This is a genomic window from Bernardetia sp. (genome assembly GCF_020630935.1).
Taxonomy (GTDB): Bacteria; Bacteroidota; Bacteroidia; order Cytophagales; family Bernardetiaceae; genus Bernardetia.
This window is the reverse complement of record NZ_JAHDIG010000016.1, coordinates 6,590-27,297: the sequence shown is the minus strand read 5'-3', so window position 1 is coordinate 27,297 and position 20,708 is coordinate 6,590. Positions and strand designations below refer to the sequence as shown.

Below are 20,708 nucleotides of genomic sequence, written 5' to 3'. Positions count from 1 at the left end.
GTAGAGGAAGATAAAAATACGTTTCTCTTTTGCACAAACCCTATTATTTTCAGACTTTTGTATAATAATTCTACATTCTAAAATCATAAATCACAATTTATGTCCTCTCGTTATGCACAACGTGGCGTTTCTGCCCAAAAAGAAGATGTACACGCAGCTATTAAATCTGTTGATAAAGGAATTTTTCCAAAAGCATTTTGTAAGATTATTCCAGATATTTTGGGAGCAGATGAAGAGTATTGCAACATTATGCACGCAGATGGTGCAGGTACAAAGTCATCTTTGGCATATTTGTATTGGAAAGAAACTGGTGATTTGTCGGTTTGGAAAGGAATTGCACAAGATGCTGTCATTATGAATGTAGATGATTTGATTTGTGTGGGAGCGACAGATAATATTTTACTTTCTTCTACCATCGGACGTAATAAAAATCTCATTACAGGTGAAGTCATAGCAGCTATCATCAACGGAACAGAAGAGCTTTTAAAAAATCTTAGAGAGCAAGGCATAACCATTTTCAGTACAGGAGGAGAAACGGCAGACGTAGGCGATTTAGTCAGAACCATTATCGTCGATAGCACCGTAACGGCACGAATGAAACGAAGCGAAGTAATTAGCACAGATAAAATTTCGGAAGGCGACGTAATTGTAGGTTTGGAGTCTTTCGGGCAAGCTACTTACGAATCAGAATATAACGGAGGAATGGGAAGTAATGGCTTAACTTCTGCAAGGCATGATGTTTTGAATAAAAAATATGCAGAGAAATACCCAGAGAGTTTTGATAATGCTGTTCCTACAGATTTAGTGTATAGTGGAACGAGAAGCCTAACAGATATTTATGAAAACCTGCCAAAAGACGTTAGGGTAGATATTGGAAAGCTGATTTTGTCGCCTACACGCACGTATGCGCCAGTAGTGAAAGAACTTTTGAGTAAAATTAGAGAGCATATAAACGGAATGATTCATTGTTCTGGTGGAGCGCAAACCAAAATTCTTCACTTCATAGACGATGCTCAAAACCTTCACATCATAAAAGATAATTTATTCGACACGCCATCACTTTTCAAGCTCATTCAATCGGAAAGTAAAACGGATTGGAAAGAAATGTATCAAGTTTTTAATATGGGACACCGTTTGGAGATTTATCTTCCCAAAGAACATGCTCAAACGGTTATTGATATTTCAAAATCTTTTGGTATTGATGCAAAAATCATAGGGCGAGTAGAAAAAAATGCAGATGAAGGCAAGAAACTGACCATTTCTTCGGCTCATGGAGAGTTTGTTTATTAAACTAAGATATCAGAAATGAAAAAAGCAGATAAACTATCTTTATTTTTTGCCAATGAATTTCCTTTTAATAAGGAAGGATTGGAGGAGTTTACGAATGCTTTTAATAGTTTGTCATATAAAAAAGGAGATATTATTTTAAGAAACGGAGCTATTGAAAATGAGCTAAGGTTCTTAGATAAGGGTATTGTCAGAGAGTATTATTCTACAAAGGATAAAGAGAAAAATATTAATTTTTACACACAAGAAGGATTTATAACAGACTTCTTTTCATTCATGCATTCATCTGATACACGAAAAAATCAAGAGTGTTTGACTGATATTGAAATCAGAACACTGTCAAAAACAGATTTTTTAGTATTTCTTGATAAGTATGACTGTGGAAAAGAGTTTGTAAATACTATTTTTCAAAGAGTAGTGGCTCAAAAAGAAGCTGAGGAGTTTAATCATTTTATTAATACGGCTGAAGAATTATATCTTGACATAATGAATTCCCAACCCAATTGGCTACTTCATATACCTCAATACCATATTGCTTCTTATCTAGGAATTACGCCCGAAACTTTGAGCAGGATTAGAAAACGCATTTCTTGATTTGAATCAATGGAAATGGCTTTAGGATTTCACAATTTTGTATTTTCAATAAAAACTTATACTGAATTAACAAGAAAATGAAAATACATCATTTACGAAATGCCACGATGGTTATAGAAACGGAAGAAAAGGTTATTCTAATAGACCCTATGCTTGGTAAAAAAGGAACTGCTGGTCCTACTTTTACGCTATTTCGTTTTAAACCACAGCGAAACCCTATTGTTGATTTGCCAACTAATGCACAAAAACTGATTGAGAAAACTACTCACTGTCTGATAACTCATCTACACCCAGACCATTTGGATAAAGTAGCAGAAAATTTCCTTCGTAGCAAACAAACTCCTGTAATATGTAGCTATAAAGACGAAGCAACTCTAAAAAAGAGGGGGTTGAATATTACTCAAACAGTAGAGTATTGGAAAGAAAGTAATTTTTTAGGAGGTAAAATTCAAGGTATTCCTGCCGTTCATGGATATGGATTTGTGGCAAAACCAATGGGTAATGTGATGGGTTATTATATTAATTTACCGAATGAAAAATCTATTTACTTAAGTTCAGACACTGTTTATACAGACGATGTTGATAAAGCACTTACGCAACTAAAACCAGATATAGCTGTCGTAGCTTCTGGAACTGCACAACTAGATATTTTTCAGCCGTTATTAATGCGTATGAGCGACATCTTGAAATTTATCAGAAATGCTCCTAACAAAGTTATTGCTAATCATATGGAAGCAGTAAATCATTGTCCTACTACACGAGAAGAATTGAAAAAAGAAGTATCTAAGAACGGATTTACTGACAAAGTCTTCATACCTAACGATGGAGATAGTAAAGTGTACTAAATTATATTTGCTCATTTCTAAACACTTCCTCCTTAAAATAGGTAATAATATTCATTTTGAGGAGTTTTTCTTGGTCTTCTATTTTCAAAATGGGTAAAGGCTTGATAAGTTTCCAATGCACCCAACCGTCCTCATCTTTGCCTTCTAGTTCATAATATCCTGCATAGCTAAGAGCTTTACACGTTGCCATGTGCATAAGGTCTTGTTTTTCGTCTTTAGAAAACGTACGAATGCCCTGTCCGAGTTCTTGTATTCCCATTAAGAACAAAATCCCGTTGAGGTCTGGTTTTTTATCAAAATGACTTTGTAGTTTTCTACATAATCTAAACCATTCCGTTTCTATGTCTTTGTCTTCATTCCATTTCATCTCGTAGCCTGATATCTTGTAAGGACAATGCATGCATTGTCCCTACCAATAAGAATCCCTAATTATTTTATACTTTTTTTACGCCTTCTTTTTTCTGATGTTTCTCAGCAAACTCAATAGCTTCTTGCCTTGCTTTGCTTGAAAATGAACGCACAAAAAATACTGTTCCCACCACAATAAAAGGAATACTCAAAAGCTGTCCCATATTGATACCATACGTAGCTACCATATCAATTTCCCACGCTTCTTGTACATTTTTTACGAACTCAATAAGAAAACGTGCGCCAAAAAGTAGCATCAAAAACTGTCCAAAAATACGTCCTCTCGGAACGTAGCGTTTCATTTGTAGATATGAAAACATTAAATAAAGGAAAATCAAAACATAAGAGCCAGCTTCATAGAGCTGTGTAGGGTGTTTTGGTATTGTTTCTCCATTTTGAAGGAAAATAAATCCCCAAGGCAAATCTGTTGCGCCTCCATAAATTTCAGAGTTCATAAGGTTGCCTAAGCGAATAAATGCGCCTGCAAGTGCAATCGGAATTACAATTCTGTCTAAAAGCCATAAATACGGCTGGTCTGGATGTCTTCTTGAATATAAAAACAAAGCTATCAAAAGTCCGATAGTTCCACCATGAGAAGCTAGTCCACCCTTCCAAATTTTGAAAATTTCTAATGGATTAGAAAGATAATACACAGGGTCATAGAACAAACAATGTCCTAAGCGAGAGCCGATTACAGTTGCAATAACCATATAGGTAAGCAGTGTTTCTAAATCTTCTTGTGGTTTGCCCTCTATTTTATAGATTTTTGAAAAAATAAAATAACCTACAATAAAGCCAGTAGCAAACAAGAGTCCGTACCAACGGAGATTAATAAATTTCCATTGCAAAATCTCTGGGCTTACATCCCATGAAATTGCAGCAAGAGCGTTGAGAAAGTCTAACATATTTTTTTAAGTAGCCAACATTTTTTAGATGTTGATGGATAAATTAGAATACGTTTCTAATAATAAAAATTGATGTAAAGATAACGTAATTCTTTTGGAGGGTACAAGTTATGAGGCTACTTTATAGTTTTTTAAACAGCAAAACCAATAACCAAAATGTCATCTACTTGGCGAGTTTGGCGCATCCAGTCTTTCAAAATATGATTTAAAATATCTTTTTGTTCTGAAAATGGATATTTATGGACTTTATGAAGAAGTTTACGAAAACGTTTTGCCATAAATTTACTGTGCATCCCACTACTAAACTGGTCTTGATAACCGTCTGAATAGATGTAAAACGGAGTAGGTTCGTCTGTAAGTTCGACAGTATGTGTTGTGAAATTTACTTCTGTGCTTCTTCCACCAATTGAAGCTGTATCGCCTTTTATCCTAACAACTTCACCATCACGAATATAAACCAACGGATTTTTTGCTCCTGCAAACTTCAAAGTTTTGGCTTTTTTATCGATTACACAGATAGAAATATCCATTCCATCACGATTTTGTGTAGCATCTTGTTTGAGTGCATTGCGTATAGACTCATGAAGCTGACTAAGAATTTGATTAGGCTCAATAATTCCCATAACGCCTATTACTTGATTGAGATACGTATCTCCTAACATAGACATAAATGCTCCTGGAACGCCGTGTCCAGTACAATCAACGGCAGCAATCACTACTTTTTCATCTTTCTCACAAAACCAGTAAAAATCACCACTCACTACATCACGAGGTTTGTAGAGAATGAAGGAATCTTTAATAAAGTTTTGTAATGAAGCTGTAGGCTGTAAGAGTGCATCTTGTATGCGCTTGGCATATTTGATACTACTCATGATTTTGTCGTTCTTTTTTTCTATTTCATCAAAGGCTGCTTCTAATTTTTTAGTTTTTTCTTGAATTTCATCTTTTTGAGCAATAATTTGCTTGTAAGATGTAACCAGTTGAAGTGCAGAATTGACACGAGCCAAGAGTTCTACCTCATCGATAGGTTTTCTGACATAATCTATTGCACCAGCTTGAAGGGCTGTTTCCAAGTGTTCCGACGAAGTAAAAGCCGTCGTCATGATAATTGGAATGTGTTGTGTATCTTTTCGTGCTTTGAGCTTTCTAACAGCTTCTATTCCTGTCATTTGAGGCATTTCCCAATCCATTATGATTAAGTCTGGCGACTCAGAAATAGCTGTTTCATAAGCTGCTAATCCGTCGTGAGCATAGATGATTTCGAATACTTGTCCAGATTCTTCGAAGATACTCTCAATGACAGCTAAGTTGCTATCATAATCATCTGCCACCAATATTTTATAAGAAGTAGGACGTGCAGCCACAGTTATTTTTAAGGAAATAAAAAGGGATTATAAACTTACTATCAATCAGAAAAATACTAATTTTTAGAGTATTTATTGAGCAAAAGTAAAAAAGATAAGCTAATATACTATAACTAAATGGACAATGAAAAATTAACAATGAAAAATTTATGAAAGCAATAACTACTCTCAAACAAATAATCTATTATATTAATCATATCCGATTACTTATATTACATAGTCAGAACTGAAATTATCAAAAATGAAACCATACTTTCGAAACTCTCATTTTGATAGATGAATGCCTACTTTTCTTCTTTGAATAGGTTTTTTAAGCACTCAAGTATCGAACTTCTATGTTTAGAGCAATTACCTTATTGCATATTATTCCTATAAGTAGATTTGGAAAGTTTTTTGTTAATTTTGATAGTGTAAAGAATCTCAATTTAGAATTACTCAAAATGCTATGAATAAATTTTTAACTTCTCTTCCTTATTTATTTCTTATTTCTTTGTTTGGTTTGACACTTTTTAGTTTTACCAATAAAAGCTCTACTAATTTTACGGTTGTGATAGATGCAGGACACGGAGGAAAAGACCCTGGGTGTTCGGGTAGCAAGACCAAAGAAAAAGATGTTGCACTTGCTGTAGCTTTAAAAGTAGGAAATTATATCAAAGAAAATCTCAAAGACGTGAAAGTAGTCTATACTAGAGACGATGATACTTTTGTAGAACTAGATGAGCGCACAGCTATTGCCAACCGAAATAAAGCTGATTTGTTTATCTCCATTCATTGCAATGCAGCAGATAACAAAAAAGTATTTGGTGCAGAAACCTATACTATCGGAATGCACAAGACAGAAGGAAATTTGGATGTTGCGATGCGTGAGAATGCCGTTATTTTGAAGGAAGAAAATCACAAACAAAAATATCAGTTTGACCCTTATAGCATCATTTCTTATATCAAAATGTCAAATTTTCAGAGTGCTAATCAGACAAAGAGTATCGATTTTGCTACTAAAGTCCAACATCAATTTGAAAAACGTGTGATGAGAGAAAACCGAGGCGTCAAGCAAAGTGGTTTTTTAGTATTGTGGAAAACAGCAATGCCAGCAGCACTTATAGAAATTGGTTTTCTGACTAATGTAAAAGAAGAAGGGTATCTCAAAACGGATAACGGACAGTCTTATATTGCATCTGGAATTTATCGTGCTTTTAAAGAATATAAAAGTGAAATTTCAGCAAAATAAATTTATAAGAGCAAAAACCTCTTACAAACAAAAACGGCTTCAAATTCTATATTTGAAGCCGTTTTTTATTAAAAAGTAAATTTTAGCTTGCTTTTACTTGCTCAACAGCACCACGAAGGGCAGCCGTGATTTCACTAATTTCTCCTACACCTTCAATAACGTGTAGTTTATCCTGTTTTTTATAATAGTCTGCTACAACTTCTGTTTCATTGCGATATACTTGCACACGATTACGTATAAGTTCTTCTTTTTGGTCATCTACTCTTCCAGAAGTTTTTCCTCTTTCCAAAAGACGTTTTACCAATTCTTCTTCTGCTACTTCTAGCGAAAGAACAGCATCAATCGTTTCACCGTGAGAAGTCAGAAGTTTGTCTAATGCTTCTGCTTGATTAGTTGTGCGAGGAAAGCCATCAAAAATAATTCCTTTTGCTCCTGTATTTTCTTTGAGCTTATTTTCTATCATTCCAATCACTACTTCGTCAGGAACTAAATTTCCTTTTGTCATATATTCTTCGGCTTTTTTGCCTAATGGTGTACCTGCTTTTCGCTCTGCACGAAGCAAATCTCCAGTCGAAATATGTATCAAATTATAATGCTCTACCAAATGTTGGCTTTGTGTTCCTTTTCCTGCACCCGGAGGGCCAAATAAAACTAAATTTAGCATAGTCTGACTATTTTATAAGGTGTTTTTATTATTTTTATATTAGATTATCCACTTACTAAGCTCAAACAGATTTAATTTAATCAAAAAGTAAAATGCTATCCTTTCATAATTTAAAGTTAGGATAACATGAAAATTGAGTGTAACTGAATCATATAAATCAACATAACGTTAGATTTTTAAAAGCTAAATGTAAGAAGCAAGTGCCTTAAATCCAAATATTGCACTTGAAATTAGCACAAATACTGTTCTATCAAGTTTAATCTATGATTTTCTTTGTAAAATTATCCATGTTTGTTTTTATTTCTTCCGAAATTTCATCCTTTTCTATCCAAGTAAAAATGCTGCCTTGGTAGCTCATTCCCAAATAGGTAGCACTTGCCCTAAAAGGCATTTCAAATTCATTTTGTATTGCCAAAACAGCTTCTTTGTCTGACCCACAACAAACCATTGCCATAGATTTTCCTCGCAGTTTTCGTCCTGTCTCTTTTTCTATTTTGAGACAATCTGTAATTCTATCAAAAAAGTTTTTCATCAGTCCAGACATAGCATACCAATAGACAGGTGTAGCGAAAATAATCAAGTCGTATTCTACAATTTCTCTCATAAGAGGTAAAAAATCATCGTTTCTATTCCTGCCTTCATAATCGTATCCAGAAAAAGAATAGCCTTTCAAATCTATGAAATCACAATCTAGTTTTTCTTGCAGATAATTTACAATCTTATTGGTATTACCATATTTGCGTGAGCTTCCTTGAACAATAACTGTTTTCATTTTTTAGAATAAGGACTAATATCAAAATTAATTTTCTGAAATTTACGATAAAAAAAAGCAGTTATAAAATCATATAACTGCTTGAGGTGTAAAAAATAACATATCACTTCTTTTTGTGTAATCTTAATTTAATCTTGAACGAAGTTCTTCTATTTGGTCTTTCAGTTTGGGTTGAAAGGGGTGGATTTTATAGAGCCTTTCAAGTGTATTGAGTACACCATGTTCGTCTCCTATTTCAGAATAAATAGTTGCCAACCCTGCCAATGCTCCAAAGTGGCGATTTTCTAAGTATAATGTTTGGTAAATATCATCAATAGCTGCCTTATAATTTCCTCTCAAGTAAAAGGCTGTGGCTCTTTTATTCCACCCTTCTGCAAAGCTAGGGTCTCTTTCTACCACCTGTGTAAATACATTTATAGCTTCTGTATATTCTCCTTTGGAAAGGCTTTCTGTTCCTAATCGTACTAATGTATTCATTTCTACATTACCTGTATTAAGCCAAATATTCCAAATTTGTGTCAGAATAGCCTCTATACGAGCTGTTGAGCGTGCTGTCTGAAGCTGTGTAAATAATCGGTCTAATATTTTATTGTCTTGTTTCATAATTGATATTGTTTTGTAAAAGTATATTCATTTTTTTCATGTGTATTTTTTGTTATTAAACCAAATCTTCAGCCAAAAAGTTGTGAATATTTAGAATAATTGTTTTTTTTGTTAGGAAAAGTATAATTTTTTGGAAGTTTTCTATTTATTTTTAGAATTTATCTGAGAATGAAAAAATAACTGTCATTGAGGCTCAAAATACAGCCGTCAATCAAGGATAAATTTCCCTAAACGACGGTTTAAAATCTCGTTTAGGATTGAGAAAATACATTCTTATCACACACTTTTTAGTATAAAGCTATGAATTAATTTAGAATTTAACTTTTTTAAAACAAAATAGCTTGACATTAATTTGTATGCCAAAAACAAGACTAGGATTAATAATTTTATTAAGATTCTACTGAACTGTTTGGCTTAAAAAAAGGCATTTCTCAAAAATATATTTACTTTTATCGAAGATAATTGAATTTATATGTGTAAAGTCTTGATATATTTTTTAATTTTGCCCTCAATTATTCTTGCAGACTTGCAGAATCAAAAATATATGAATCATTAGGTAGTAGCCAAGTACAATGAACATAAAAACTCGTAAAGGATTCGACATCAACCTTGTAGGCAAAGCTGCTCTACAAATTGGAAATGCCGAACAGTCCGAAACATTTGCCATAAAGCCTACTGACTTTGTAGGAATGCACCGTCCGAAAGTAGTCGTAAAAGAGGGCGATGTAGTAAAAGCTGGAACGCCTCTTTTCTTTGACAAAAAATTAGAAAAAGCACTTTATACTTCGCCTGTAAGTGGAGAAGTTGTGGAGGTAAAGCGTGGTGCAAAACGCAAACTTTTAGAAATCAAGATTTTAGCAGACAAACAAATCGAATACGAAAACTTTACAAAGTATAGCGTATCTGATATGGCTAATCTGAGAGGAGAAGATATAAAAGAATCTCTTCTTAAAAGTGGTGCTTGGATAAATATCATCCAACGCCCTTATGGCATTGTCGCTAATCCAGAAGATGCTCCTCGTGCTATATTTATTTCAGCCTTTGATTCTAATCCTTTAGCTCCAGACTATGATTTCCTTTATAAAAATGAAGGACAATACTTCCAAGCAGGTATTGATGCGCTAAAGAAAATGGTAGATGCTCCTATTCATCTCACTACAAATGGCAAGGCAGAAGTTTCTGCTATTTTCCAAAATGTTCGCAATGTAGAACAACACACTATTTCAGGACCTCACCCAGCAGGAAATGTTGGTGTTCAGATTCACCATATCGAACCTATCAACAGAGGTGAAGTAGTTTGGACAATACATCCTTATGGAGTTATTCAGATAGGAAAACTCTTTTTAGAAGGTCGTTATGATGCGTCTAAGAAAATTGCACTTGTAGGTTCTGAGGTAACTACTCCTCAATATTATGAAACCTATATTGGTGCTAACGTAAGCAAATTCTTGAAGAATAATCTCAAACAAGACCACGTTAGAGTAATTTCTGGAAATATCTTGACAGGAACAGCAATTGAGAAAGACAACTACGTTGGTTTTTATGATAACGTTGTTACGGTATTGCCAGAAGGTGATAGACCTCGTTTCTTCTTGAGCGATGGTTGGCTTGCGCCTACTTCTCGTTTGAGCTACCACCGTGCCTTAGGTCTTTTGTCTTTCCTTAATCCTAAAAAAGAACGTGTCATTGATACGAGTTTGAACGGAGAAGAAAGAGCCTTTGTAGAAACAGGTGTTATGGAACAAGTAATTCCGATGGATATTTTGCCTTTACAATTAGTAAAATCTATTATGGCAAAAGATTATGACGGAATGGAAAGCCTAGGAATCTATGAAGTTATTGAAGAAGATGTTGCTCTTTGTGAATTTGTAGATGTTTCGAAGCACCGTATCCAAAAAATTATCCGTGATGGTATCGAACTGTTGCGTGAAGGGTAATTTGCTAGATTAGGAAAATAAAAATGATTTAGCACGCCTAAATCCATTTATAATAAATTTAAAAATAAATTTGGTTCATTTATACCTTATAAATTCGTAAGTATGAAGTTCTTACACGATATATTAGAAAAACAAAAACCAATGTTTGAAAAAGGAGGAAAACTAGAGAAGTTTTACTACCTTTTTGAAGCAGGTGAGTCGTTTGCCTTTACTCCCTCTACTACAACGCCAGCAAAGGGCGCACACATCCGTGATGCCATTGACTTGAAGCGTATGATGATGACAGTTGTTATCGCTATGATTCCAGCTTTGCTTTTTGGTATTTGGAATGTAGGTTATCAACATTTCTTAGCAACAGGAAATCCTAATGCTGAATTATTAGACATTATCATGATAGGTACAATTCAAGTTTTACCTATTGTTATTGTTTCTTATACGGCTGGGGGTATTGTAGAAGTTATTTTTGGAATTGTCCGAAAACACCCTATTAATGAAGGGTTTTTAGTAACAGGAATGCTTATTCCTCTCACTATGCCACCAGATATTCCACTTTGGCAAGTTGCTGTAGCTACTATTTTTGCTGTTGTAATTGCAAAAGAAGCCTTTGGAGGAACTGGAATGAATATTTTGAATGTGGCTCTTACAGCTCGTGCTTTCCTTTATTTTGCTTATCCGACAGATATTTCTGGTACTGTTTGGACATATTTAGGAGATAAAGCAGCCGTAGATGGCTATACAGGTGCAACAGCATTATCTATTGCAGCAGAAGCAAAAACAGGTACTGTAACAGCAGCCTTAGATGGAGCAACAGCGAATTGGGCTGGAGCAGAAAGTTTATTTAGCTTCAATAATATGCTTATCGGAGTAATTCCAGGTTCTATTGGCGAAACATCTGCTTTGATGGCACTTATTGGTGCAATTATTTTAGTTGTCGCTGGTGTGGCAAGTTGGAAAATTATGGTAAGTGGTGTAGTTGGTGCATTAGTAATGGGACTTATCTTTAACCTTGCTGGTTCTACTCCTTTTATGCAAATGATGCCTCATTATCACTTAATTATGGGTGGTTTTGCTTTCGGAATTGTATTTATGGCAACTGACCCAGTATCGGCAGCACAAACAGAAACAGGAAAATGGGTTTACGGATTTTTTATTGGTCTCTTGACTGTTCTTATCCGTGTCTTCAACCCTGCTTATCCAGAAGGAATTATGTTGGCAATTCTTCTTATGAATGTATTTGCTCCTCTCATAGATTTTTATGTAATTCAAGCTAATAAAAACCGTAGATTAAAGAGAATCCATGTCTAAAGAATCAAACGCATATATCGTAACATTTTCAATAGGGATGATACTTGTCATCGCTATTGTATTGGGGCTTGTAAAAGAATTTACTAAAGATGCTCAAAGACAAGCCGTAGAGCTAGATACTCAAAAGCAAATTTTGAGTGCTATTGTTCCTCTTGATAAAATAGGTCAAACAGGTGCAGAAATAAATGCCTATTATGAAAAGCACATCGAATCTATTGCAGTAGATGTTAATGGCGATGAGAAAACCACAAATCAAGAAGGTGAAAAAATTATTCCTGAAAAAGTAAGCATCCGTAAGGAATTTAAGAAGAAGGAAAAAAGTGAAAAAATTCTTCCTGTTTTTAAATTTAAAGATGATGCTGGTAAAGTAACAGCTTATATCCTTCCTGTTTATGGTAATGGGCTTTGGGATAATATTTGGGGATATATAGCTCTTGAACCAGATATGAAAACTGTAAAAGGAGCTGTATTTGACCACAAAGGAGAAACTCCTGGATTGGGCGCACGTATCGCCGATTCAGAAGTGGAAAACCGTTACAAGGGAAAAACTGTTTCAGATGAAACAGGTAAACTTGTGGGGATACAAATGATTAAGGGAGAAGGCAATGTAGAACCAGGTGCATTGACAAAAAATGAAGTAGATGGTCTTTCTGGAGCAACAATTACTGCTCGTGGTGTTAATGCAATGCTTGAAAATTACTTAGGTTTGTATGAAAACTACATTCAAAAGGTAAAGAAATCTTCTGCTGATAACTCTTCTGAACTTGAAGAAATTGCTTTAGTGAAGTAATTCTGTTAAAGAAATTAATCTCTAAAATTAAATATCATAAAAATATTTGTTGAGTAATTATTCAATAAATTAAAATATATAACCCTATGGCAACAGAAACTGCTACATCTATGGAAGCGACCGTAGTAAAGAAGAAGTCGGAAGATTTGTTCTCAAAGCGTCGTCGTCGTTTGGTAGCCGACCCATTAGATGATTCTAACCCAATTACTGTACAGGTACTAGGAATTTGTTCGGCTCTTGCCGTTACTGCCAAAATTGCTCCTACTCTTGTTATGGCGACTGCTGTAATGATTGTAGTTATTGGCTCAAACGTAATTGTATCTCTTTTACGTAATGTTATACCAGGACGTATTCGTATCATTGTTCAGCTTGGTATCGTAGCAATGCTCGTTATTTTAGTTGACCAAGTTTTGAGAGCCTATTTTTATGACCTTGCCAAAATTGTAGGGGTTTATGTAGGACTCATCATTACCAACTGTATCATTATGGGACGTTTGGAAGCCTTTGCGATGGGTAATAAGCCTTATGATTCTGCCCTAGATGGCTTTGGTAGTGGTTTAGGCTACGCTTGGGTTATCTTAGTAGTTGCTTTTTTTAGAGAGCTTTTTGGTTCAGGAACGCTTTTAGATATTCCTATTGTAGCCCCTCTTGGTGAAGCATTAGGTATAACAATTCCTAATAATGGACTTATGACTAACCCAGTAGGTGCGTTTATCATTATCGGAATTATTATTTGGGTACAACGTTATTTCAATGGTTATGTAGAAGACCATTAATTTATATCCTTAAATTTTAATCAAAAAATAACTACATAACTTCATTTTATAAAATGGACTACATAAATATATTTATCCGTTCGGTTTTTATCGAAAACATGGTTTTCGCTTACTTCTTAGGAATGTGTTCTTACTTGGCAGTTTCTAAAAAAGTATCGACAGCTATGGGACTTGGACTTGCAGTAATCTTTGTTTTGGGAGTTACTTGTCCAGTAAACTATTTAATTCAAGAATATTTACTCAAAGAAGGAGCTTTAGCCACTACGTTTGGCTTAGGTGAAGAGTTTGCAAAAGTAGATTTGACCTTCTTACAGTTTATTACGTTTATTGCCGTAATTGCTTCTATCGTACAGCTTGTAGAAATGGTTATTGAGCGTTTTTCTCCATCACTTTATGGCGCATTGGGAATTTTTCTTCCTCTAATTGCTGTAAACTGTGCTATCTTGGGTGGCTCACTTTTTATGGTACAGAAAGAATATGACCTTGCTCAATCGGTAGTTTATGGTCTTGGTTCTGGTGTTGGGTGGTGGATTGCTATCATTGCACTTGCTGCTATTCGTGAGAAAATGAGATACTCAAATGTTCCTGCTCCTTTACGTGGTCTTGGTATTACGTTTATCATTACAGGACTTATGGGACTTGCATTTATGTCGTTTATGGGAATCACTCTATAAAGACATAAGTACAAACACATTCTTAAAACTCTCTTTCTATACATTTTAGAAAGAGAGTTTTTTATGGGCTAGTCTTTAGTTGAAATGATAGATGTTTTGTTTATATAATACTTTTATAGCAAAATTTTGTATTTTTGTGGCTAAAATGCTCAATGATAAGAATGTAGGGAAAATGAGCAGTTAATCATACAATTTCAGTAAAAATATACAAAGTTGGATATTCAAAAAGATGTTGTTACTGTTACAGCAAACAGTACTACAAATGGTCAATCACAGCAAGAAGAACAGCAGCGAGCAGTAAGAAAAAACTCTCAATCTATACTTTTAGATAGTAAAAAGGATAGTTTTAGCCCTAAGAAAATACTTTATACACTCTGGAAAAATAAATTCTTTATTGCTTTTTGTGTAGGAGTAGCTCTTTCTATTGCATGGTGGAAGACCTATTATGCCACACCTATATACACAATAGGTGCATCACTTCAAATCAAAGAAAATAGAAAAGGCTCTTCACCTGTGGCTTTGCTTTATTCTGAAGATATGTTTGGAGGAAGTAAGCGTCTGTCTGCTGAAATAAAGTTTATACGTTCTTATCCATTCATAAAAAGAGTTTGCGAAAAAATGGATATGCGAGTGTATTATTATCAAGAGGGTAGCATTCGTACCACAGAGATTTACCCAGAAAAAAATACTCCTTTTGAGGTAATTATAAATATCGATGCAGACAGTGTTTTGAAAGAACTTCCTAATTATAAGATTAAGTTTGAAGATGAAAAAACATTTTTACTTATCAATTCCTATGAGGAATGGGAGCAAGCTCGTACCTATAAGTTTGGGGAAACAATCGCTGAAAGTTCTACTACTTTCAAAATTTTGAATAAAAATTTAATAAAAGGAAGTGTTTATGGATTCCGATTTACAAATCCAACGTCATTAGCTAGAAATTTTTCGAAGCGTTTGTCTGCCTATGCAGAAGAAGATGCCTCTATTATTCGTCTCAATGTAGTATCTTCTGTTCCAGAACGTGCTAAAGACTTTATTAATGCTGTTATGCAAGAGTATATTGCATACGGTTTAGAGGATAAAAATCTAGAAGCTGTACGTACTATAGGTTTTATAGATGAGCAACTTGCTCAAATCAGAGATTCGTTATTTTTGATAGAAGATAAAATACAAAATTTTAGGACTAATAATAAGTTTATTGTTGGAGAAAATGCTGTTGGGCGCAACCTAGAGCAATATACTTACTTAGAGGAGGAACAGAGAAAACTACAAATGAAAGGTAAGTATCTTGACTACTTAATAACTTATATTAAGGATAATGACAACTATAAAGGAATAACAACACCTGCAGCAGTAGGAGTAGAAGATGGAATTGCAAATACACTCATTAGTAGATTAGTAGATTTACAAATTCAAAGAGAAGTATATTTGGAAAAAGGAAGTAGCAAAAACCCTTTCTTATTAGAAATCAATATAGAAATAGATAAAGTAAAAGAATCACTTTTAGAGCATTTGAAAAATACTAAGTCGAATGATAAGATTGCAGCTCAAGATTTAGAAAGTAGAATAAGCGAATTAAATAGGCAAATAAGTTCTTTGCCTAGTGCAGAACGCAAATTAGTAAATATCAATAGGCTATACACAATCAATGAGGAGATTTATATTTTACTTCTCAATAAACGAATGGAGGCAAGTATAGCACAAGCTGCAGCTAGAGAAGAAAGTCAAATATTAGAGCCTCCTTTCAATTATGGTGCAATATCACCTAATGCAAAACAAAATTATATTATGGCATTAGTTCTAGGCTTGCTCCTTCCTATTGGACTTATACAGGTCAGAAACTATTTTAGAAGTACTATTGAAACACTAGAAGAAGTAAAAGATATTTCTAGCGTACCTATACTGGGTGTAGTAATGCACTCTAAGAAGAAAAAGAAACAAAATCATGCGCCTTTATTTCATGAGCAACCTAAATCATCTTTAGCAGAGGCATTTCGTTCAATACGATCAAATCTATTATTTTTGATGGGGCGTGTAGATAGAGCCAAAACTCTAATGATTAGTTCATCTATATCTGGAGAAGGAAAATCTTTTTGTTCTGCAAATATATCTATTTCTTTAGCATCAACAGGAAAACGTGCTATTTTAATAGTGGCAGATATGAGAAAACCTCAAATGTATTTGCCTATGCCAAATGGAGAGTATAGCAAAGATGGACTGAGTACCTATCTGATAGGAAGTAAAGAATTAGATGAAGTGATTCAACCAACAGCCATAGATAACTTAGATGTAATTGCAGCAGGTTTAGTGCCTCCAAATCCAGCTGAGTTATTAATGGGAAATACTATGGACGAACTTATTAGTGAGTTGAAGAAAAGATATGATTATGTAGTTATTGATACTCCTCCTCTAGGTTTGGTAAGTGATGCGCTTATTTTAGGAAAATATGCTGATGCTTCTGTTTATATTGTTCGACAAGACAGAACTCCAATCGAAAAATTAAAAGGATTAGAACGCATTTATGCAGAAGAAATGCTACAACATGTAGGAATTATCTTCAATGATGTGAAAGCTCAAGCTATGGGAGTATATGGCTATGGTTCGTATGGTGGATATGGTTCGTATGGATATTATGAAACAGACGATATGAATATGTCGTGGTGGAGAAGAATTGTAAGTAAAATTAAGAGGTAAATAACACTAAAGTACTGAACAGGAAATAAAAAGTTGTTGGTGTCACTACACCAAAACACCAACGAACATTACTTTTTCCCTGTTCTGTGGGTCACAGAATAGCAAATATCTATTAATCTGCAGTCCTCTAAAATAACGTTCTCTTTAATCGAAATAATGGATAGTATTACCTTCAAATTTGTTACTTGTAATTTGTAAAAATTAAGAGGAGTTCGTATCTTTGCGCTCCATATAGGTTCAGATGTGAGCCTATAACAAACCTTTAAAGGTTTATCCAAAAGAAATCAATTCAAAAAATCGTTTTTAAAACGAATAATCAAGAAAAGTAATTTCTGAATATTTCAAAAATTGCTTTTCATCAGAATTTTATTTTATTCCTCTCATAAAATAAGAGTTCTGTAATTTAATAATAAGATTGCTCTATTTTTATTAAATTTAGGATTGAAATTAGATTTTTTTCCTTGTATTAGTATTACTCAATAAATATTGATACTCACTCAAAAAATTCTTTTTAATCTGATGTTTTTTTAAGATTAGAAACTCATCAAAAATAGTTTAAAATTAAATGGCAAATCATAAATCAGCTCTTAAGCGCATTCGTTCAAATGAAGCTAAACGTCTTCGTAACCGTTACCAGTTAAAAACGACACGTACTTTCATGAAGCGTTTGAAAAATACTACTGATGCAACAGAAGCAAAAGAATTGCTTCCTAAAGTAGTAGCGATGGTAGATAAATTGGCAAAACGCAATATCATCCACAAGAAAAATGCTGCTAACAAAAAATCTAAATTGATGAAATATGTAAACAGTCTTTCTGCATAATTTGTAGTAAATTCTGAATACTCTTTTATTAGCAAAAAGGCAACTTTAAAATGATTAAAGTTGCCTTTTTTTAATTTACAAGCTACTTCAACGATGGCTTGAACTTCGTTGAGAGTTCATGACTCATAAAAACCGTCAAGAATGCCTATTCCTAAGCAAAATATTGTAGAACTAGAACAAAAATGTAAAGAACTACGTCAATTTATTATCGAACATGTAGCAAAAAACGGTGGGCATTTGGGAGCAACTTTGGGCGTAATTGAGCTAACAGTGGCTCTGCATGAGGTTTTTCAATTTTTAGGAACAGAGCCATCTGACAAGCTCGTTTGGGATGTGGGGCATCAAGCCTATGCTCACAAGCTATTGACAGGGCGCAAGGAAAATTTCCATACCATCCGACAAGCAAACGGTCTTTCTGGCTTTCCATCCATCAAAGAAAGCAAATTTGACGACTTCGGAACAGGACATTCTTCTACTTCCATTTCAGCTATTTTGGGAATGGCTGTGGCGTCAAGTTTTTCTAGTGATGAGCAAATCAAAAACCGTTGGCATATAGCTGTGATTGGAGATGGAGCTTTTACAGCAGGACTTCCCTTTGAAGCTCTCAATAATCTTCAAAATAACATAGAGAATGGAATAAAGCCAAATATTTTGGTAATTTTGAATGATAATGGAATGTCTATTGACCCTAATGTAGGCACACTTAAAAGTCATTTTTATCAGCTTTCCAAACAGAAATGGAAAAAAAACAAATCAAGACAAGACATACAAAATGAATTTCAACCACCCTCTATTTTTGAGTTTTTTGGAGGGTATTTTCATGGTTCTATCGATGGACACAACTTAGAAAGTTTGCTTGATTTTTTTGAAGAACTAAAACAAAACACAGAGCAAAATTTATATTCAAATAACGTTCACTTTCTGCATATCAAAACTATAAAAGGAAAAGGAATTGTCGAAAATGCAGCATTGAGCAAAGAAATAGAAGCGCAATATAATTCGTGGCATGCTCCAGCCAAATTTGAAACTAAAACAGGAAAACTTCTCCCCTCAACACCCCAAAAAGAAAAAAAACAGTTTCTCAAATTTCAAGATGTTTTTGGAAAAACAATTACACAACTAGCCAAACAAAACCCTAAAATTGTAGCCATTACGCCAGCAATGGCGTCTGGAAGTTCGCTCATAGATTTTCAAAAGCAGTTTCCCCATCGACTTTTTGATGTCGGAATTGCAGAACAACACGCTGTTACATTTTCGGCAGGTTTGGCTACACAAAAAATGCTACCTTTTTGTGTGATTTATTCTACTTTTTTACAGCGCAGTTACGACCAAATTATTCATGATGTTTGTTTACAAGAACTCAAAGTTATATTTTGTATAGACAGAGCAGGACTTGTTGGAAATGATGGTGCAACACATCAAGGTGTTTATGATATAGCTTACCTCCGTCCGATTCCAAACCTTGTTTTGGCAGCTCCAATGGATGAAATTGAGTTTCAAAATATGCTTTTTTCTGCTCAATTAGATAAAAATAAGACAGCTTTTGCAATTCGTTATCCTCGTGGAGAGGGTTTTTTATTAGAAAAGAATGACTTGAAATACGATTTTGAAGAAATAGAAGTGGGAAAAGCAAGAGCTATCAAAGAAGTAAATAAACAGAGTAAAATTGTACTTCTTTCCTACGGAATTGTTGGAAATTTCGCCAAAGATGCTATTAATATTTTAGAACAAGAAGAAAAATATAGAAACAAAATAGCACATTACGATATGCGTTTTTGTAAACCTTTAGATGAGGATATTTTACACAAAATTTTGACTTTTGAGAGTGTCAAAAATATTATTACAATAGAAGATGGGAGTAAAATAGGAGGTTTTGGAAGTGCTATTTTAGAATTTCTGAATGAGAACAATTATACAAAGAGATTAGAAAGTATTGATATTTTAGGCATCCCAGACCAAATTATTTCACACGCCTCACAACAAGAACAGTATAGTTTTTGTGGAATAGATAAAAAGGCTGTAACTAGAGTTATTGAAAATATTATTTTGCGGATAAAAGGTTAGTATATAATAAAATTTGTCTTTTGTCGAAAAAAACAACATATTATAGCTCAAAAATAGTTATATTGTTTTTATGTATTAATTAAAAGGGTTGGTGTTAGATAACTAGAAAGATACACTTTACTAAATGCTTATCTTTTGTCAAAAAAGAAGTTTAGAGCAAACCCAAATACTTTTTAAAATTAGATAAAAAAACTATCCTAATTCACACAAAATAGTCTTTTGCCAACAAAACCTGTCAAAAGTCATAGTGTAACCTGTACTTTATCATATTTTAGTTACATCTTATCTACTAAATTGTTAGACTAGAGTGAGTTTTCCTTTGCTTACATTAAATGTATTTAATAGAAAAATAAAAAACTCAAAGCTTCCCACTCTAAGGCAATTTAGAATCTTTTAAGGAAAATAATACACTCAAAACCAAATGCCTTATGACTATCTATGAACAACTAGAAAACTGTCAAAATCAATTACAATCCTTAGTAGATGCCATTGATAGAAGTGCTATTGTATCGATAGCTGACAAAGAAGGAAAAATTCTGAAAGTAAATGAAGAGTTTTGTCAAGTCTCTAAATATAAAGAGGAAGAACTCTTGGGAAAAGACCATAAAATTGTAAATTCTGGGCATCATCCAAAGGAATTTTGGAAAGAAATGTGGCGAGATATTGCTAGAGGCAAAACGTGGAGAGCAGAGGTGAAAAATAAAGCCAAAGATGGGTCTTACTATTGGGTAGATACTGTTATCAATCCAATGTTTGACGACAATAAAAAAATTACTAGCTATCTTTCTATTCGCTATCTGATTACAGATAAGAAAGAACAAGAGTTTGAAATCCAAACCAAACACGAACAGCTACAAGCGACAGAAGAAGAATTAAGACAAAATTTAGAAGAATTAAATGCTACACAAGAACAATTACAAGAAACATTCTTGCTCAATAAATCTCAGCTAGACGCTATCAGTACTAGCTTTGGTT

At 33.9% G+C, this 20,708-nt stretch carries 19 protein-coding genes; 13 read left to right on the top strand and 6 right to left on the bottom strand.

What is annotated here, in order from left to right; genetic code table 11:
* Positions 1-99: 99 nt before the first annotated feature.
* The 3 genes from QZ659_RS06475 to QZ659_RS06465 all read left to right on the top strand — a co-directional run bounded on the left by QZ659_RS06475 (position 100) and on the right by QZ659_RS06465 (position 2,726).
* A complete protein-coding gene (locus tag QZ659_RS06475) occupies positions 100-1,290 on the top strand; it encodes an AIR synthase related protein (protein WP_291723721.1) in 1,191 nt (396 codons plus the stop codon).
* Between the two features lie 15 nt (positions 1,291-1,305).
* The gene (locus QZ659_RS06470; protein ID WP_291723718.1) at positions 1,306-1,881 is read left to right on the top strand and encodes a Crp/Fnr family transcriptional regulator; all 576 of its coding nucleotides are present in this window, start codon (positions 1,306-1,308) and stop codon (positions 1,879-1,881) included.
* Between the two features lie 77 nt (positions 1,882-1,958).
* Complete coding sequence (locus QZ659_RS06465; protein WP_291723715.1) at positions 1,959-2,726, top strand: MBL fold metallo-hydrolase; 768 nt, start codon at positions 1,959-1,961, stop codon at positions 2,724-2,726.
* Position 2,727: 1 nt separating this feature from the next.
* Here QZ659_RS06465 and QZ659_RS06460 read toward each other — a convergent pair whose 3' ends face one another.
* From QZ659_RS06460 to QZ659_RS06450, 3 genes are all read right to left on the bottom strand, one after another.
* Complete coding sequence (locus tag QZ659_RS06460; protein WP_291723712.1) at positions 2,728-3,093, bottom strand: hypothetical protein; 366 nt, start codon at positions 3,091-3,093, stop codon at positions 2,728-2,730.
* Between the two features lie 67 nt (positions 3,094-3,160).
* On the bottom strand, positions 3,161-4,039 hold the full coding sequence (gene lgt / locus QZ659_RS06455) for a prolipoprotein diacylglyceryl transferase (protein ID WP_291723709.1): 879 nt from the start codon (positions 4,037-4,039) through the stop codon (positions 3,161-3,163).
* A gap of 131 nt (positions 4,040-4,170) precedes the next feature.
* Entirely contained in the window at positions 4,171-5,403 is a 1,233-nt protein-coding gene (locus tag QZ659_RS06450) for a PP2C family protein-serine/threonine phosphatase (protein WP_291723706.1), read from the bottom strand.
* Between the two features lie 445 nt (positions 5,404-5,848).
* Between QZ659_RS06450 and QZ659_RS06445 the strand changes: the two genes are divergently transcribed.
* On the top strand, positions 5,849-6,631 hold the full coding sequence (locus QZ659_RS06445) for an N-acetylmuramoyl-L-alanine amidase family protein (RefSeq protein WP_291723704.1): 783 nt from the start codon (positions 5,849-5,851) through the stop codon (positions 6,629-6,631).
* 82 nt (positions 6,632-6,713) lie between these two features.
* Here QZ659_RS06445 and QZ659_RS06440 read toward each other — a convergent pair whose 3' ends face one another.
* The 3 genes from QZ659_RS06440 to QZ659_RS06430 all read right to left on the bottom strand — a co-directional run bounded on the left by QZ659_RS06440 (position 6,714) and on the right by QZ659_RS06430 (position 8,670).
* Entirely contained in the window at positions 6,714-7,295 is a 582-nt protein-coding gene (locus QZ659_RS06440; protein ID WP_291723701.1) for an adenylate kinase, read from the bottom strand.
* A gap of 256 nt (positions 7,296-7,551) precedes the next feature.
* A complete protein-coding gene (locus QZ659_RS06435) occupies positions 7,552-8,067 on the bottom strand; it encodes a flavodoxin family protein (RefSeq protein ID WP_291723698.1) in 516 nt (171 codons plus the stop codon).
* 123 nt (positions 8,068-8,190) lie between these two features.
* The gene (locus tag QZ659_RS06430; RefSeq protein WP_291723695.1) at positions 8,191-8,670 is read right to left on the bottom strand and encodes a tetratricopeptide repeat protein; all 480 of its coding nucleotides are present in this window, start codon (positions 8,668-8,670) and stop codon (positions 8,191-8,193) included.
* Between the two features lie 572 nt (positions 8,671-9,242).
* Between QZ659_RS06430 and QZ659_RS06425 the strand changes: the two genes are divergently transcribed.
* The 9 genes from QZ659_RS06425 to QZ659_RS06385 form a co-directional block, all read left to right on the top strand.
* Positions 9,243-10,607: a Na(+)-translocating NADH-quinone reductase subunit A gene (locus QZ659_RS06425; protein WP_291723693.1), complete on the top strand. Its 1,365-nt coding sequence runs from the start codon at positions 9,243-9,245 to the stop codon at positions 10,605-10,607.
* A gap of 102 nt (positions 10,608-10,709) precedes the next feature.
* Entirely contained in the window at positions 10,710-11,912 is a 1,203-nt protein-coding gene (locus QZ659_RS06420) for an NADH:ubiquinone reductase (Na(+)-transporting) subunit B (RefSeq protein WP_291723690.1), read from the top strand.
* On the top strand, positions 11,905-12,702 hold the full coding sequence (gene nqrC, locus QZ659_RS06415) for an NADH:ubiquinone reductase (Na(+)-transporting) subunit C (protein ID WP_291723687.1): 798 nt from the start codon (positions 11,905-11,907) through the stop codon (positions 12,700-12,702). Before QZ659_RS06420 ends, nqrC begins: the two co-directional genes overlap by 8 nt.
* Positions 12,703-12,788: 86 nt before the next feature.
* Positions 12,789-13,478 (top strand): NADH:ubiquinone reductase (Na(+)-transporting) subunit D, encoded by a 690-nt coding sequence (locus QZ659_RS06410; RefSeq protein WP_291723684.1) that lies wholly within the window; start codon positions 12,789-12,791, stop codon positions 13,476-13,478.
* A gap of 53 nt (positions 13,479-13,531) precedes the next feature.
* Complete coding sequence (nqrE, locus tag QZ659_RS06405) at positions 13,532-14,152, top strand: NADH:ubiquinone reductase (Na(+)-transporting) subunit E (protein ID WP_291723681.1); 621 nt, start codon at positions 13,532-13,534, stop codon at positions 14,150-14,152.
* A gap of 213 nt (positions 14,153-14,365) precedes the next feature.
* Positions 14,366-16,846: a GumC family protein gene (locus QZ659_RS06400; RefSeq protein ID WP_291723678.1), complete on the top strand. Its 2,481-nt coding sequence runs from the start codon at positions 14,366-14,368 to the stop codon at positions 16,844-16,846.
* A 565-nt stretch (positions 16,847-17,411) separates the two neighbouring features.
* The gene (gene rpsT / locus QZ659_RS06395) at positions 17,412-17,669 is read left to right on the top strand and encodes a 30S ribosomal protein S20 (RefSeq protein WP_291723675.1); all 258 of its coding nucleotides are present in this window, start codon (positions 17,412-17,414) and stop codon (positions 17,667-17,669) included.
* Between the two features lie 141 nt (positions 17,670-17,810).
* Complete coding sequence (locus tag QZ659_RS06390) at positions 17,811-19,733, top strand: 1-deoxy-D-xylulose-5-phosphate synthase (protein WP_291723672.1); 1,923 nt, start codon at positions 17,811-17,813, stop codon at positions 19,731-19,733.
* A gap of 428 nt (positions 19,734-20,161) precedes the next feature.
* The coding region (locus tag QZ659_RS06385; RefSeq protein WP_291723668.1) for a PAS domain-containing protein at positions 20,162-20,708 on the top strand (547 nt) is incomplete at its 3' end.